The 15,490-nt window shown below is 56.3% G+C and carries 18 protein-coding genes; 10 read left to right on the plus strand and 8 right to left on the minus strand.

All coding sequences use genetic code 11. The features are described from left to right. Position 1 precedes the first annotated feature (1 nt). Positions 2-598, minus strand: a complete 597-nt coding sequence (locus ACR0BU_RS19370; protein ID WP_480738587.1) for a LysE family translocator — start codon at positions 596-598, stop codon at positions 2-4. Between the two features lie 64 nt (positions 599-662). Here ACR0BU_RS19370 and ACR0BU_RS19375 point away from each other — a divergent pair, with 64 nt between their 5' ends. Continuing rightward, entirely contained in the window at positions 663-1,124 is a 462-nt protein-coding gene (locus ACR0BU_RS19375; protein ID WP_480738699.1) for an Lrp/AsnC family transcriptional regulator, read from the plus strand. 116 nt (positions 1,125-1,240) lie between these two features. Then, entirely contained in the window at positions 1,241-1,819 is a 579-nt protein-coding gene (locus ACR0BU_RS19380) for a PA14 domain-containing protein (RefSeq protein WP_299892358.1), read from the plus strand. A gap of 72 nt (positions 1,820-1,891) precedes the next feature. On the opposite strand, the gene ACR0BU_RS19385 is transcribed toward ACR0BU_RS19380, so the two are convergent. Further along, positions 1,892-2,854, minus strand: coding sequence for an L-malyl-CoA/beta-methylmalyl-CoA lyase (locus ACR0BU_RS19385; protein WP_480738589.1), 963 nt, complete (start codon positions 2,852-2,854; stop codon positions 1,892-1,894). Positions 2,855-3,148: 294 nt separating this feature from the next. Between ACR0BU_RS19385 and dgcN the strand changes: the two genes are divergently transcribed. From dgcN to ACR0BU_RS19400, 3 genes are all read left to right on the plus strand, one after another. Then, a complete protein-coding gene (gene dgcN / locus ACR0BU_RS19390; protein WP_480738591.1) occupies positions 3,149-4,150 on the plus strand; it encodes an N-acetyltransferase DgcN in 1,002 nt (333 codons plus the stop codon). Between the two features lie 69 nt (positions 4,151-4,219). Then, the gene (dgcA, locus tag ACR0BU_RS19395; RefSeq protein ID WP_480738592.1) at positions 4,220-5,185 is read left to right on the plus strand and encodes an N-acetyl-D-Glu racemase DgcA; all 966 of its coding nucleotides are present in this window, start codon (positions 4,220-4,222) and stop codon (positions 5,183-5,185) included. Between the two features lie 11 nt (positions 5,186-5,196). Continuing rightward, complete coding sequence (locus tag ACR0BU_RS19400) at positions 5,197-6,057, plus strand: D-amino-acid transaminase (protein ID WP_299083651.1); 861 nt, start codon at positions 5,197-5,199, stop codon at positions 6,055-6,057. 58 nt (positions 6,058-6,115) lie between these two features. On the opposite strand, the gene ACR0BU_RS19405 is transcribed toward ACR0BU_RS19400, so the two are convergent. From ACR0BU_RS19405 to ACR0BU_RS19415, 3 genes are all read right to left on the minus strand, one after another. Continuing rightward, on the minus strand, positions 6,116-6,430 hold the full coding sequence (locus tag ACR0BU_RS19405; RefSeq protein WP_480738594.1) for a DUF1244 domain-containing protein: 315 nt from the start codon (positions 6,428-6,430) through the stop codon (positions 6,116-6,118). Positions 6,431-6,538: 108 nt separating this feature from the next. Next, entirely contained in the window at positions 6,539-6,778 is a 240-nt protein-coding gene (locus ACR0BU_RS19410; RefSeq protein WP_299083645.1) for a DUF6868 family protein, read from the minus strand. An 88-nt stretch (positions 6,779-6,866) separates the two neighbouring features. Next, positions 6,867-7,604: an N-formylglutamate amidohydrolase gene (locus ACR0BU_RS19415; RefSeq protein WP_480738596.1), complete on the minus strand. Its 738-nt coding sequence runs from the start codon at positions 7,602-7,604 to the stop codon at positions 6,867-6,869. Between the two features lie 117 nt (positions 7,605-7,721). Between ACR0BU_RS19415 and pyk the strand changes: the two genes are divergently transcribed. The 5 genes from pyk to rplT all read left to right on the plus strand — a co-directional run bounded on the left by pyk (position 7,722) and on the right by rplT (position 12,211). Beyond that, positions 7,722-9,167, plus strand: a complete 1,446-nt coding sequence (gene pyk / locus ACR0BU_RS19420) for a pyruvate kinase (protein ID WP_298937162.1) — start codon at positions 7,722-7,724, stop codon at positions 9,165-9,167. Between the two features lie 277 nt (positions 9,168-9,444). Then, positions 9,445-9,882 (plus strand): universal stress protein, encoded by a 438-nt coding sequence (locus ACR0BU_RS19425; protein ID WP_120634485.1) that lies wholly within the window; start codon positions 9,445-9,447, stop codon positions 9,880-9,882. Between the two features lie 13 nt (positions 9,883-9,895). After that, positions 9,896-11,449, plus strand: coding sequence for an alanine/glycine:cation symporter family protein (locus ACR0BU_RS19430; RefSeq protein WP_298937161.1), 1,554 nt, complete (start codon positions 9,896-9,898; stop codon positions 11,447-11,449). Between the two features lie 181 nt (positions 11,450-11,630). Continuing rightward, entirely contained in the window at positions 11,631-11,831 is a 201-nt protein-coding gene (rpmI, locus tag ACR0BU_RS19435; protein WP_010443552.1) for a 50S ribosomal protein L35, read from the plus strand. A 14-nt stretch (positions 11,832-11,845) separates the two neighbouring features. Continuing rightward, entirely contained in the window at positions 11,846-12,211 is a 366-nt protein-coding gene (gene rplT / locus ACR0BU_RS19440; RefSeq protein ID WP_120634483.1) for a 50S ribosomal protein L20, read from the plus strand. A 133-nt stretch (positions 12,212-12,344) separates the two neighbouring features. Here the strand turns inward: rplT and ACR0BU_RS19445 are convergent, their stop codons facing one another. The 3 genes from ACR0BU_RS19445 to ACR0BU_RS19455 all read right to left on the minus strand — a co-directional run bounded on the left by ACR0BU_RS19445 (position 12,345) and on the right by ACR0BU_RS19455 (position 15,322). Continuing rightward, complete coding sequence (locus ACR0BU_RS19445; protein ID WP_480738598.1) at positions 12,345-13,163, minus strand: DUF2189 domain-containing protein; 819 nt, start codon at positions 13,161-13,163, stop codon at positions 12,345-12,347. Positions 13,164-13,336: 173 nt separating this feature from the next. Further along, the gene (locus tag ACR0BU_RS19450) at positions 13,337-13,786 is read right to left on the minus strand and encodes a hypothetical protein (RefSeq protein WP_480738600.1); all 450 of its coding nucleotides are present in this window, start codon (positions 13,784-13,786) and stop codon (positions 13,337-13,339) included. A 144-nt stretch (positions 13,787-13,930) separates the two neighbouring features. Then, positions 13,931-15,322 carry an aminotransferase family protein gene (locus tag ACR0BU_RS19455; protein ID WP_480738602.1) on the minus strand — a complete coding sequence of 464 codons (1,392 nt, stop codon included), beginning with the start codon at positions 15,320-15,322 and terminating at the stop codon, positions 13,931-13,933. Positions 15,323-15,490: the final 168 nt, after the last annotated feature.

The following is a 15,490-nucleotide window of genomic DNA, read 5'->3' on the forward strand; positions in this document are numbered from 1 at the left end:
TCTAGCTTGGCCAGAGAACCGGGTAGAGCGAGGCCACAAGCAACGCTGCCATGGTCCAATTGAACACCAGCAACCGGCGCGGGTTGGTCAAGATCCGCGCCATCTGCTGCCCCAGCAACGTCCACGTGCTGACGGATGGCAAGTTGATCGCGCCAAACACCAGCGCGACGACCACAATTGCATTCAACGTCTGATCAGGTGTGTAAGCCGTTGTCGCTGTCAACGCCATCGCCCAAGCCTTTGGATTGACCCATTGAAAGACGGCGGCCTGGAGAAACGTCATTGGTGTGCCTGACAGATCTTGTCCCTGCGCCGGTGCGGCATGTGCGATCTTCCAGGCGAGATAGAGCAGATAGGCAATCGATGCGAATTTAAGGACGGTGTAGCTGATGGGATACCGGTCGAACACCTGAACCAGACCGGTGCCGACAAGCAAAACCATGAAGGTAAACCCCAGACCAATTCCCAGCATATGCGGGATTGTTCGCCGGAACCCAAAATTTGCGCCTGAGGCCATCAACATCAGATTGTTCGGACCCGGCGTGATCGAGGACACGAAGGCAAAAGTGATCAGGGCCAGCAATATGTCATAAGTCATGTTGCGGATAATTGCCGCTTTGGGGGCAAATGAAATTGCGTTTTCGTGCGCTTATGCATATTTGCTGCAACTAATGGCGAAAACTGATCGAATAAACCAAGAAATATTGCGTGAGCTTTCTTTGGATGGGCGTATCAGCAATCTGGAACTTGCAGATCGCGTCGGTCTGTCCCCATCTGCCTGTCTGCGCCGCGTGCAAGAGCTTGAGCGGGCTGGTGTCATTACCGGCTACCGGGCGATTTTGAACCCGGCGGCACTGGGTGTTGGGTTTGTTGCCTATATCGGTGTTGGCCTGGGAGAGCATACCAAAGCGGTTCAAGAAGGCTTCGAACGCGCGCTGCAACAGGCGCCTGAGGTGGTCGAGTGTCATAACATCACGGGCACCATCGAATATCTGCTGCGGGTCGAATGTGCCGACCTGCCATCTTACAAAACGTTCCATACCGAGGTGCTGGGAACCTTGCCGCATGTCACCTCAATTACGTCTTATGTGGTGATGGGATCGCCCAAGGATTTGCGGGCTTGACGGTGAAATTGTGAACTTTCACGCTCTTGCAGGGTAAAAAATCACGTCCTAGTGTCATTCCAAGGACGTTGCCAACGGGGCTAATCCCAAAATAAGGCGCGCACAGGGAGACAAATATGAACTACGTTCGAACCGGGGCGATGGCGTTTGCCATTGCGCTTATCGCTGGAGCTGCCGTTGCAGCCCCTCTGAAATTGCAACCTGCAAGCCCGCAGCCCAGCCCCAAGGCAGGGCTGGATGTGAAATACGCGTGGGAGGGAAATCCCCCTCGGAAAATTCAGAACCTGTCCAAAGTGGACCACCTTTTGAAGAAGGCAAAAGCGGGGCCGCCTTTGAAGGGCCTGGACTATCGCGATACTGAAGATGGCGACCCTGTTCTGACGTTTGGCAAGGCCTACAACGTTGCCGCCGACATTTCCGGATACATCCGTTTCGACTCTGCTGGCGTCTATGAGCTGGAGACATGGTCAAATGATGGGCTCGAAGCGTGGGTCGGTGGCCAGCAGATTGGATATGTGAACGGGCGTCAGCCGTGCGAAGCCAATCAACGGACCGAGGTCGAAGTTCCGCAGGCGGGTTGGTACCCATTGAAGATTAAGTATTTCCAGAAATACGGGTCATCTTGCCTGATGATGAAATGGGGTAAGCAGGGCGAACGCTTCACCTGGACGCCGAACGATGTGTTTGGCCGCTGACCCGAAAAGACGGTCGACTAGAAACAATCAAAGGCGCCATACCGGCGCCTTTGATTTGGGTTCTTACGGCTATTAGCCGTTCGATGCGATCAGTTCCGCCTGAGCAACGATAACCTCGGCCTGCTTGATCGACGCGATGTCGACCAGCCGGCCTTTGTAGACAGTTGCGCCTTCACCATTCGCTTTGGCTTGTTCCATCGCGACCAGGATTTCACGGGCCTCTGACACGGCCTCGTCTGATGGGGTGAAAACCTGATTGGCAAGCGCGATTTGTTTGGGGTGAATGGCCCATTTCCCGACCATGCCCAGTGTTGCGGACCGTTTGGCCTGTGCGATGTACCCGTCGTCATCCGAGAAATCCCCGAACGGGCCGTCGACCGGCAGCACGCCATGTGTGCGACACGCGGCGACGATTGCAGCCTGCGCCCAGTGCCACGGATCGGACCAGTGCTTTTCGCCTTCGCGCAGCATGTAGTAGTTTTCCTGTGTGCCGCCGATGCCTGTGGTCTGCATGCCCATTGAAGCGGCGAAATCCGCGGCCCCCAGGCTCATCGCTTGCATCCGGGGGGATGAAGCAGCGATTTCCTCGACATGCGCAACGCCGGCTGCAGATTCGATGATGACCTCGAACGAGATCGGTTTGGTCCACCCCTTGGCGCGTTCGATCGCTGTGACCAGCGCGTCGACTGCATAGACATCTGCCGCACAACCAACCTTTGGGATCATGATCTGATCCAGACGATCCCCGGCTTGTTCCAGCACATCGACCACGTCGCGGTACCAATAGGGCGTATCCAACCCGTTGATGCGAACGGACATGTATTTGTCGCCCCAATCGACGGTGTTCAGCGCCTCGATCACATTGGCGCGCGCGGTATCCTTGTCCGACGGGGCCACCGAGTCCTCAAGATCCAGATTGATGACATCCGCGGCTGATGCCGCCATCTTAGGGAACAGCTTTGTGTTCGAACCGGGGCCAAACAACTGGCAGCGATTGGGCCGAGCCGGTGCGGCGGGTTGGATGCGGAAACTCATCTGGACCTCACGTGAGTAATGAAATTACGATTTTCTTGTTCAATGGGGTATTAAATTGCGCGGAGTAGCGCAAGCTTCATTGTGCAAGTGCGGCAATGCAAGCGCAGAATATACGTCGATAAGCTGGAAACGAGCGATGAAAGTTTGATCATTTTGGAAACTTCGAAGATTTTCGCGTCGATTCATAAAAATGCGCAAGAATACTGCGTGCATATACAAGGCGGCCAACTAAAACGCGAAACGCTCGTCTTGTTGCTTCTCTAGCTTATGCCAGAATCAAAGGAGTGCACCGCAATGATCGAGACACCGTATCTGCTGTTTTTGGGCGATGCGCCCGACCAATTGGCAGCCAAAGTGGCTATAGGCATTAAGGATTGGCGCCCGGAAAACGCTGTAGGGCAATACCGGATGGACGGGTGCAAAGCGGATCTGGGCCTGACCGACATGACCTTGGCCGAGGCGCGTGACTCAGGTGCCAAGACGCTTGTCATCGGGGTGGCCAACCGTGGTGGTGTGATCAGCCAGGAATGGAAAAAGGTTTTGGTGATGGCGCTGGAGGAAGGTTTCGATCTGGCGTCCGGCTTGCATAACTTGCTGCGTGACGAACCGGATCTAGTCGCCGTTGCCGAGGCCACCGGTCGCAAATTGCACGATGTCCGTGTGCCCGAAGTCGAATATCCGATCGCTAATGGCATCAAACGCAAAGGTAAGCGCTGTCTTGCCGTGGGCACCGATTGCTCGGTTGGTAAGATGTACACCGCCATGGCAATGGATGCCGAGATGCGTAAGCGGGGTATGAAGTCCACCTTCCGTGCCACCGGTCAGACCGGCATTCTGATCACTGGTGACGGTGTTCCGTTGGACGCGGTGATCGCGGACTTCATGGCCGGTTCAGTCGAATGGCTGACACCGGACAATGACGACGACCACTGGGACCTGATCGAAGGGCAGGGGTCCTTGTTCCATGTGTCTTATTCCGGCGTGACTATGGCACTGATCCACGGAGGTCAGCCGGACGCATTGATCCTGTCCCATGAGCCGACCCGTGAACACATGCGCGGACTGCCAACCTATCAGTTGCCGTCGCTTGCAACTCTTCGGGATACAGCGTTGGCACTGGCCAAGGTTGCAAACCCGGAGTGTCAGGTCGTTGGCATTTCGGTCAACACTCAGTACATGAGCGAAGCAGATGCGAGTGCATATCTGACTAGGGTTGAGGAAGAAATGGGTCTGCCTGCGACTGATCCTTTCCGTTTTGGCTCGGGCAAGCTGGTCGACGCGTTGGCGGCAATGTAAGAGGTTCGGATGCCACGTGCCCAATGTGAGGGTCGCGGGGCGCCCAATGAGGTAGGCAAGGGAACAAGCATGCAAGTTGATGTTTCGCGGGATGTATTCCGGTTGGCGCAGGTTTTTACCATTTCCCGCGGGTCACGTACGCAGGCCGAAGTTCTGACGGTGCGTCTGTCGGACGGCACGCATCAGGGATGGGGCGAGTGTGTTCCCTATGCCCGCTACGATGAAACGCTGGCTTCGGTTGAGGCCGAGATCGCAGGTCTGCCCGCAGATTTCACGCGCGACAGTCTGATGGATTTGCTGCCTGCAGGCGCCGCCCGCAATGCGGTCGATTGCGCGCTGTGGGATCTGGAATGCAAACAAGCAGGCCAACGCGCCTGGGAACTGGCAGGCCTTCCGGTACCAACCCCCGAGATCACGGCTTACACCCTTTCTTTAGACACACCCGAGGCGATGCGCGCTCAGGCTGCCCAAAACGCCCATCGCCCATTGCTGAAGATCAAGTTGGGAACACCTGATGACATGCCCAGGCTTGAGGCCGTGCGGACCGGTGCCCCAAATGCAACCATCATAATCGATGCCAACGAAGGCTGGTCGGCCGAGGTTTATGCCGATCTGGCCCCTCATCTGGTGCGGCTTGGCGTTGCATTGGTCGAGCAACCTCTGCCTGCTGGGGACGACGATGCGCTGTTCGGGATGGAGCGTCCGGTGCCCGTTTGTGCAGACGAATCCTGTCACGACCGGTCAAGCCTTCCGGCGCTCACGGGCAAATACGATGTGGTCAACATCAAGCTGGACAAAACCGGCGGTCTGACCGAGGCGCTGCAACTGCGCGAGGCCGCGCTGGCCGAAGGGTATAGCGTCATGGTTGGCTGCATGGTCGGCAGCTCGCTGGCCATGGCGCCTGCGACATTGCTGGCGCAGGGTGCGATGGTAACGGACCTTGACGGCCCGCTTCTGTTGGCCGAAGACCGCAACACCCCGCTGACTTTTGATAACGCCGGAGTGCACCCACCCGAAGTGGCGCTCTGGGGTTGAGGAGAGAAGACATGACCCGCACCGTTTATGTGAATGGCGAATATTTGCCGGAAACCGAGGCGAAGATTTCGATCTTTGATCGGGGTTTTCTGATGGCGGATGCCGTCTACGAAGTGACCAGCGTTCTGGATGGAAAGCTGATCGACTTTGAAGGCCATGCGGTACGGCTTAAACGGTCTTTGGATGAATTGGACATGGCTGCCCCTTGCAGCAAGGAGGATCTGCTCATTATTCACCGTAAGTTGGTCGAGCTGAATGACATCGAAGAGGGGTTGATTTACCTTCAGGTCACGCGCGGAAGCGACGGCGATCGGGATTTTGTATTCCCGGCGGATGACACCAAACCAACCATCGTTTTGTTCACTCAGAACAAACCTGGATTGGCGGATAGCCCAGCCTCCCGTAAAGGCGCCAAGATCATTTCAATTGACGACATTCGGTGGGGTCGCCGCGATATCAAAACGGTGCAGTTGCTGTACCCATCGATGGGCAAGATGATGGCGAAAAAGGCTGGCGCGGATGATGCGTGGATGATCGAAGATGGCTATGTGACCGAAGGCACCAGTAATAACGCTTACTTCGTCAAAAACGGCAAGATTGTCACTCGCCCATTGTCAACTGACATCCTGCACGGAATCACCCGCAAGGCAGTACTGCGCATGGCGGCTGAAGCACAGATGGAAATCGAAGAGCGCCTGTTCACCATTGATGAGGCAAAAGAGGCTGACGAGGCCTTCACCACCTCGGCCAGCGCGTTTGTGATGCCAGTGGTCGAAATTGACGGTGTACAGCTGGGCGACGGAACGCCGGGTCGGATCGCCAAACGTCTGCGTGAGATTTACCTGGACGAAAGCCGTAAAGCCGCAATCTGACGGCAAAACGTAAAAAGCCCGCCAGACCGGCGGGCTTTCGACATATCAAACCGGCCAACTAATCCTTCTTACCTACGTTTTCTTCAAACGCGACGTCGAATTCGGCCTTTTTCTCGGGGCTGGCTTCAGTTTGATAATTAGCTTTCCACTCATCCATCGTCATACCGTAGAAAACCTGACGGGCCTCATCTTTGCCCATCTCGATGCCTTTTTCGTTGGCCGCTTCCTGATACCAGCGCGACAGGCAGTTTCGGCAGAAACCGGTCAGGTTCATCATATCGATGTTTTGCACATCCGTCCGGTCCTGCATCAGGTGTTTTTGCAACCGGCGGAAGGCAGCGGCCTGAAGTTCGATTTCGGTTTGCTGATCCATGGTTGGGCTCCGAGTTGTTGGCGTATTGGTTTCGAGTGACCTAGCAAGCCTCAGGCTGTGTTACAATGATACCGCGCTTGTGACCGATGGCGATTGCCGGCGAATACCTTATGCAAGGTGCAGCGCCAGCCATGGCATCAGGCAGAATACGATAATCAGGATCTTGTAGTTTGCCAAATATCGAAAATAGGCTTTTTTGACGTCCGCGCGCTCCATCTGAAACATGCGCCCGTGGATGCCGGCGATCCAGTCCAGCATGATCAGGATCATCAGGGTGCTAAACAGCAAAACGGCGATGTTGAGAACGGTCATCCAGCCGAAAACGGTTGTCAGGAATTCCTGTGTCATCTTTGCCTCCTTCGTCCCAATAATGTGGGAATTGTCGGGCTGTCTCACAATAGTTCGAGGCTTAAAACGGCCGCTGCTGGCCCTTATGTCACAGACAGCTATCTGCCAGAGCGTCTTGCAGAATCTTTGCCAGTCGCTCCGCCCATTCGCGTTGCCCATGGTGACCCGCAATCAGATCATTGCGCAATTCAATCAGCGCGTTGGGACGCCCGTGCACCGTGCAGTGCCTGTCTATCGCATCACCGGGCAGCACGCCCGTGTAAGGCTCGTTCACGCCAACACACAGATCACCTTCGGCCGCTAATCGGTGGATCAGCGGATCCGCGAACCGCTTGTCCGGGGTGTGTAAGACACCGACATGCCAGGGGCGCGGCTCACGTCCACGAAGTTGCCGCGTGAATGAGTGCATGGACACGATCACAGCATGGGGCAGGGCAGCCATACGTTCCAAAGCCTGATGATAAGGGCGGTAGCACATGTTCAGACGTCGCTCACGCTCGGCAGCATCGGCGCGGCGGTTGCCCGGAATGATCGACCCATCATAGAGTTTCATCAACAGCGTCGGATCATCCTCGCCGCGGTTCGGATCAATCACCAGACGCGAGAAATTGGCCGCAATCACTGGGGCGTTCAGGATCTCGCCCAGATGTTTCGAAACTTCGTAGGCCCCGACATCATAAGCGATGTGACGCTCCATATCTTCGCGGGGCAAGCCCAGATCTCCGCCGTTGATTTCCGGGGGAACCATGTTTGTTGCATGGTCGCATGTGATCAGCCAGCGGGACGGGCGATCCTCGCCGTGCGTAAAGAAGGGGGTGTACGTCATGTGCCTGTCATCAAGTTTGTCGCAGGTGTAGTGCAGTTGCCTCAGAAAGGGAATTGCGCAATAAGCACACTAACGCTGTTTGCGGTAACATTGAGAGATCTAGGAGAGCACCTACCAATGCGACGCCTGAGAAATGTAAAAATCGTGGCGACGCTGGGACCGGCGTCTAATGATTACGACACCATCCGCGCTTTGCACGAGGCGGGTGCCGATGTGTTTCGTCTGAACATGAGCCATGGCAGTCACGATGAAATCCGCGAACGGCATCGGATTATTCGGCAAGTCGAAAAGGATCTTGATAGCCCGATCGCCATTCTGGCTGATCTTCAGGGGCCCAAGCTGCGTGTGGGTGTTTTCGCCGCGGATGCGGAAGAGCTGGAAGAGGGCGCATCCTTTCGTCTGGATCTGGATCCAGCAGCAGGGGACGGAACCCGCGTTTGTTTGCCACACCCCGAGATATTTGCAGCACTTGAGCCCGGGTCACGCCTGCTGGTGAATGATGGCAAGATACGCCTGTTTGTGCAGGAGTGCGGTCAGGACTTTGCCAATTGCAGCGTAGAAGTCGGTGGCACGATATCGAACCGCAAGGGCGTGAACGTTCCGGATGTCGTGTTGCCGCTAGCAGCACTTTCAGCCAAGGATCGTGGCGATCTGGAATTTGTCTGCCAACTGGGCGTTGACTGGCTCGCGCTGAGCTTTGTTCAGCGTGCAAAGGATGTGTTCGAAGCGCGCGCACTGGCCGATGGCCGCGCTGCCATTCTTTCCAAGATCGAAAAACCCGCTGCGGTCGAAGCGTTCGACGATATCCTCGACGCGTCAGACGGGATCATGGTCGCCCGGGGCGATCTTGGTGTTGAACTGCCAGTTTCAGCGGTTCCACCAATCCAGAAACGTTTGGTTCGCCGGTGTCGCGGTGCGGCCAAACCCGTGATCGTCGCTACGCAGATGCTGGAAAGCATGATTGAAAGCCCAATGCCCACACGGGCCGAGGTCTCGGATGTGGCAACCGCCATCTACGAGGGCACAGACGCCATCATGCTCAGTGCCGAATCTGCCGCCGGTTCCTATCCGATTGAGGCTGTGCAGACCATGAACAAGGTTGCGATCGAGGTTGAGGCCGACCCGACCTATACCCAGATCATCGCCGCCTCGCGTAGTGCCAAAGGAACCACAGTTGCTGATGGTATCGTTGCAGCGGCCCGTGAAATTGCCGAGAAAACTGACATCAAGGCGATCTGCTGTTTTACCCAAAGCGGGACAACGGCGTCGCTGACTGCGCGCGAACGGCCCGGTGTGCCGATCATCGCCATGACCTCACAAAAAGGCACGGCGCGTAGATTGTGCCTCAGTTGGGGCTGCAACTGCGTGATGACGCCCGAGCTGGAGCGGTTCAAAAGTGCCGTTGTGAACGCAGCCCGCGCCGCCCGCGCGGGTGGATTTGCCACCGAAACCGATCAGATCGTTGTGACAGCGGGTGTGCCTTTCAACGTGCCCGGTTCGACAAATATCTTGCGCGTTGCCCCGTGTGACGAACGCCTGATTTACAGCACTGATCCGGAGTAAACCGGGCCAAGACCCCGGCTGATTAGAGAGATTCTGGCAGCGGCCTCATCTGGTGTGACACCTGATGAGGCCGCTTCTGTCGTTTCTGGTGCTCAAAAAAAGCATTGATTTTCAGCATTTTATGACACTTATGAGCGAATTCGACAAAATGAGTTTCCTTTTCAGGTAGAATTTCCTGATAAATGACCTAAGGGCAGTCAAAGCCAAATGTTCCAAGTTCCGGCTGCTCTGCCGGGGGCACGGGCCCCGGTGAAATCAACAATAATGGAGGAACGAGATGACAACAAAGATTGTCATAGGACTGGACGGGACAGAAACCGGAGAGCGCGCGATCGCATTTGCCAAAGACTTGGCGAAGCGGATCGGGACATGCGAACTTCTGGTTGCGTATGTAATCGAATGGTCCCCCTACACTTTCCAAACACCGGAAGAAAACGCACAGCGTCACAAGCGGCGCGAAGAAGAGGTTGATCTGGCGACAACACGCATTGTCACGCCGGCTGTCGACGCTCTGAAAGCAGCCGGATTTGAAGCACATGGAATAGTGCGTCATGGAGACGTGGCGGAAACGCTGAATTCCATAACGGTTGAGAACGGCGGTGTGCAAATCGTCGTTGGCCGGGCTTCGGCGGATGGGTTCAAGAAACGCCTGTTTGGCAGCTCGACCCAAAATCTGGTGATGCACGCAGATGTTCCGGTCACGGTTGTGAATTGAGGGAGGCGCAAGAATGAAAACGCTAAAACAACTGGGCCTGCCCGCCGCAATTGCGGCTTTCACGGCCAGCGCGGCAGCCGCGCAAGAGGCGCCTGGCCTCGATGATAAAATCAACCAAGCTTTCGCTGATCTGACAGGACCGTTTGTCAGCTTTATCTTTGCCCCGTTTCCAGGAACGGGATTCCCATGGATCGTGGGGTGGCTGGTTATTGCGGCCACTGTGTTCACGCTCTACTTCGCCTTCGTGCAGCTCCGGTTTTTTAGCCACGCGATCAGCCTGGTTAAAGGCGACTATTCTGATCCCAACGATGCGGGTGAGGTCAGCCACTTTCAGGCCCTGGCCACGGCTCTCTCGGGTACGGTCGGTCTGGGCAACATTGCTGGTGTGGCCGTCGCCGTGGGTATCGGCGGGCCGGGCGCCACGTTCTGGATGATCGTCGCGGGCCTGCTGGGCATGGCGTCTAAATTCACCGAATGTACTTTGGGTGTGAAATACCGGAACGAATATGATGACGGCACCGTGTCCGGTGGTCCGATGTACTACATGTCCAAAGGGTTCGACGAGCTGGGTCTGCCGGGCGGCAAGATACTGGCGGTTCTGTTCTCAATCTTCTGTATCCTCGGTGCGCTGGGCGGCGGCAACATGTTCCAGGCCAATCAGGCGCATCAGCAGATTGCGGGCATTACCGGCGACTATCCCGGCTGGATCACCGGTCTGGTTTTTGCGGCAATCGTCTTCATGGTGATTGTTGGCGGTCTGAAATCCATTGCGCGCGTGACCGAGAAGGTCGTGCCGTTTATGGGGGTCATGTATGTGGCAGCGGCACTGGTGATCATCATCATGCACGCCGATCAGATTGGTTGGGCCTTTGGTCAGATCTTCGCTGGTGCCTTCACCGGCCTGGGCGTTGCCGGTGGCATGGTCGGTGCATTGATCCAGGGCTTCCGTCGTGCGGCGTTTTCGAACGAAGCAGGTGTTGGTTCTGCGGCCATTGCACACTCGGCGGTTCGGACCAAAGAGCCGATCACCGAAGGCTTCGTGTCGCTGCTTGAGCCGTTCATCGATACGGTCGTGATCTGTACCATGACTGCGCTGGTGATCATCATCACCCAGCAGCTGATCGTCGATCCGGATACCGGCAAATACATGCTCAACGAAGCAGGCAACGCGATTGCCACTGTCGATGGCAACTCGGGTGTCAGCCTGACCTCAGCGGCCTTTGGCAGCGCCTTCAGCTGGTTCCCATACGTGCTGGCGATTGCAGTGGTTCTGTTTGCCTTCTCGACCATGATCAGCTGGTCCTACTACGGCCTCAAAGCCTGGACCTATCTGTTCGGCGAAGGCCAGACCAAGGAACTGGTGTTCAAGGTCATCTTCTGCATCTTCGTGGTCATCGGTGCCGCCGCCAACCTCGGCCCGGTCATCGATTTCTCGGATGCGGCGATCTTCGCGATGGCGGTTGTGAACGTCTTTGCGCTCTACTTCCTGATGAAAGTGGTGCGTCAGGAGCTTGCATCCTACAGCGAAAGACTGAAGAGCGGTGAAATCCGTAAATTCGGCCACTAATCATACCACCGGGGCGGCCCTTGTCGCCCCGGTGCCTGACCAACCTGCAAAAACCGCAGATTCTGGTCCAAACCCCCTTGCCAGTATGACCGAACTTGCGTAAACGGCGCTTCTGATCGCGTGACCGGCCAATGTGGCATGCCGAGTCGCGTTTAGTACCGAACCCCGAAAGGAGACGGAAATGCCTAAGATGAAGACAAAGTCGAGCGCGAAAAAGCGCTTTAAGGTGACTGCGACCGGTAAGGTCCTTGCTGGCCAGGCCGGCAAGCGTCACGGCATGATCAAGCGGACCAAGAAATTCATCCGCGATGCCCGTGGCAACACCACCCTGTCCGCCCCCGACGCCAAGATCGTCAAGGGCTACATGCCCTACGACCGCTAAGAGGAGATTTAGAGATGTCCCGCGTTAAAGGTGGAACCGTAACCCACGCCCGTCACAAGAAGATCATCAAGGCCGCAAAAGGCTATTATGGTCGTCGCAAAAGCACCTTCAAGGTTGCCTCTCAGGCCGTCGACAAGGCCAACCAGTACGCAACCCGTGACCGTAAGAACCGCAAGCGCAACTTCCGCGCGTTGTGGATCCAGCGGATCAACGCCGCTGTGCGCAGCCATGACGAGGCTCTGACATATTCCCGCTTCATCAACGGCCTGACTCTGGCCGGTATTGAAGTGGACCGCAAAGTTCTGGCCGACCTGGCCGTGCACGAACCGGAAGCGTTCGGCGCGATCGTCGCCCAGGCACAGGCTGCTCTGACCGCCTGATTGTCTTTTAGAGAGACAGTGAATGAAGGGCCGTCCCGTATGGGGCGGCCTTTTTTTGTTGATAGCCGAAAGTGAACTCAGCAACACTCCGGCAAAATAATTCGCACAACGCCCATGGTGATGCTCGGACAGATCACTCCTGCGCTGGTGATACCGCCCGTTGATAAAGATGCCACGTGGTGTGGCCCAGGATCGGCAGGGTGAAAATCAGGCCCAAAAACGCTGGGACCAGCGACAACAGTATCGTAACTGAGGTGATCGCTGCCCAAGTGAGCATGACACCCGGGCTTTCCGCAACGACGCGCAAGGACGTTAACATGGCTGAAACGAAATTGATCTCCCGGTCGAGCAGCATGGGCATGGCAACGACGGTCACCGAAAATAGTACCGCCGACAGAAATGCGCCGACGCAGGTGCCGATGGCAAGGAAGGTCCAGCCCTGAGATGTGAAGAATACGGTATTCAAGAACCCTTCAAAATCCGAAAAGGATGCGTTCTGCAGGGTGATCGCCAGCCAAAGCCGGATTTGGTAAATCCACACCCAGAAAATGAACAGGGTGACAAAGGCCATCCATCCCATTTCGCGTTTGCGTTGATTGGCCATCACGGTAAGGATTTCTGACCAGCCGAAACTCTCTCCGTTCTGCAACCGCCGGGACATTTCGTAAAGCCCGGCAGCGGCAAAGGGCGCGACCAGCGGAAAGCCTACGATGGCAGGAATGATCATCCAGATCTTGCCGAGCCAGACCAGACTCCAAACCATCAGGATTCCGAAAACCGCATAGAACAAGCCGAAGAAGCAGCTCATGAAGGGGCGCGCCAGAAAGTCGGAAAACCCTGCATTCAGCGATGCTGTGATATCACCCGTAGTTACCTTATTGATTTGGGGCCCGGCCGTATGTTGCGGCGTCAGGTTTTCCGGTGGTGGTGATCCTGTAGTTTTGGATGCCATGACACACTCCTCTCAAAGAATGGTGTCGCGCTGGGTGGTCTGCCAACTTGCTAAGCGGTGAAGCAGACATCCTTCCTGATTAAAGTCTGCATCAGTGGAGGTATAAGAGCAAGAAGTAGGATGGCAGCCAAATTCTGCTGGCGTGCATAGTTAGCTTTAGCGGAGCCTCGTGCCTAATTGCTGGGGTCTTTCTTCACCAACTGGACCGCAAACGCCACGCCCGTACCGGGTCCGGCATAAGTAACCATGATCACGTCATCCACATAAACCCCGTTAAAAATACCAGATGAAACATCGTCGCCCGATATCCCGGCCTCGGCCAGAACAAAGCGGGTTGGGTCATCCAGGCTGAAGGTGCCCATTGCTTCTTCAACGATCCAGTCTTTGTCACCGATCCGCCGCCAGCGGTTGGTGGCGGTGATCAGGTTGCCGTCCAGCTTCGTGATCTCCAACTCCATTTCGGTCTGCAGCAGACCTTTATCGTGGTTTGGGTTCGACTTGGCGAAGGCCACCAGATAGGTGCCGGCCCAGGTACCGATGATCTGCGGAAAGCCGCTGCCGTCATCAGCAGAGGCCGGAGTGGCGATGGCAAGGATAAGGGCTGCGACGAGATTGCGTAACATCAAGAGGGTCTCCTGCGTCGGGATGTGGTGATCACAGGCTATCCGAGTTCGGGAAATTGACAAACTCTGGTGTTCTAAAGAAAAAACCGGCGCGGATAGCGCCGGTTTTCACAATTCCGACAGGGCAGGTGCCTAGGTATCAGGTCAGCCAAACACCCGGCTCAACGCGCCATCGACTGCATCGGTGATTTGATCGATATCATCCGCTGTTGCGATCAGTGCCGGTGAGAAGCACAGCGTGTTGTTGCGACCTGGAACCGAGCGGTTGGTGACGCCGATGATGACGCCTTGCGCCATACAATCGGCCACAACCGCTTGTGCCAGCTTCTCGTCAACAGGTTCGCGAGATGACCGGTCCGCGACCAATTCGGCACCCAGGAACAGGCCCTTGCCGCGCACGTCGCCGACGACTTTGTGCTTTTCCATCAGTGCCTGCAGGTTCGCTGTCATGCGATCGCCCATGTCGACACAATTGCCCAGAAGATTTTCATCTTCGATGATCCGCATGTTCTCGATCGCGGCCGCCGGACCAGCGGTACAGCCGCCAAAGGTTGATATATCGCGGAAGTAGTTCATCGGATCAGCGGCATCGTCCTTGAACATGTCGAACACGTCTTCGGTGGTCACAAGGCACGCAATCGCCGCATAGCCCGAGGCAACTCCCTTCGCCATCGTCACGAAATCGGGCTGGATGCCGTATTGCTGGTAACCGAACCAGGTGCCGGTCCGGCCAACGCCGCACACGACCTCATCAATATGCAGCAGGATATCGTATTTCTTGCAGATCTCTTGCACGCGCGGCCAATACCCGTCGGGCGCTTCGATCACGCCGCCACCAGCGGTGACCGGCTCAAGGCACAGGGCGCCAACAGTCTCGGGGCCTTCACGCAAGATCACCTCTTCGATCTGGTTGGCCGCCCATTCACCAAAGTTCTCTTCCGGTGCGCCGTCCAGCTCGTGCTTGCGGTACTCCATGCAATGGGGCACGCGCACGAAACCCGGTGCAAAGGGGCCGTACTGCATGTTGCGTTCGTCCTGACCACCTGCCGACATCGCTGCCAAGGTCGAGCCGTGGTAGTCACGGTCGCGATAGAGGATCTTGGTCTTCTTGCCGCCATAGCGCTTATGCGCGATCTGGCGGATCATTTTGAAGGCTTTCTCGTTCGCCTCAGAGCCGGAGTTGGTGTAATAAACCCGGCTCATGCCTGGCATCTTTTCGATCAGCTTCTCAGCAAACAGGGCACCGGGGATCGAACCAGCTGAATTCGCGAAATAGCACAGTTTCATCAACTGGTCGTAGACCGCCTTACAGATCGATTCGCGACCATAGCCTACGTTCACAGTCCAGACCCCGCCCGAGACCGCATCCAGATGCTCTTTGCCCTTCTGGTCCCAGACCCGCATGCCTTTTCCTTCGACAATGATACGCGGATCATTGGTTTCAAAGGGTTTATGCTGGATCAGGTGGTGCCAGATATGGGCGCGGTCGGCCTCGACTACGCGGGAAAGATCGTTTTCGTTGAACGTGCCGTCCATGACATGTCCTTTCAATGAGATGCGGTGTGCGGGAGATGGAATGACCACGTCCCTGCATGTGTTTAAGATGCTTCAGATCACCGCGAAAGACCGGATGTAGATAGGGCCAGATCACATCATCCCGTATCGCCAGTCGATGCGGCCGACGTATTTATACGGGTTTGTCAG

This window comes from Ruegeria sp. CK2 (genome assembly GCF_056536585.1).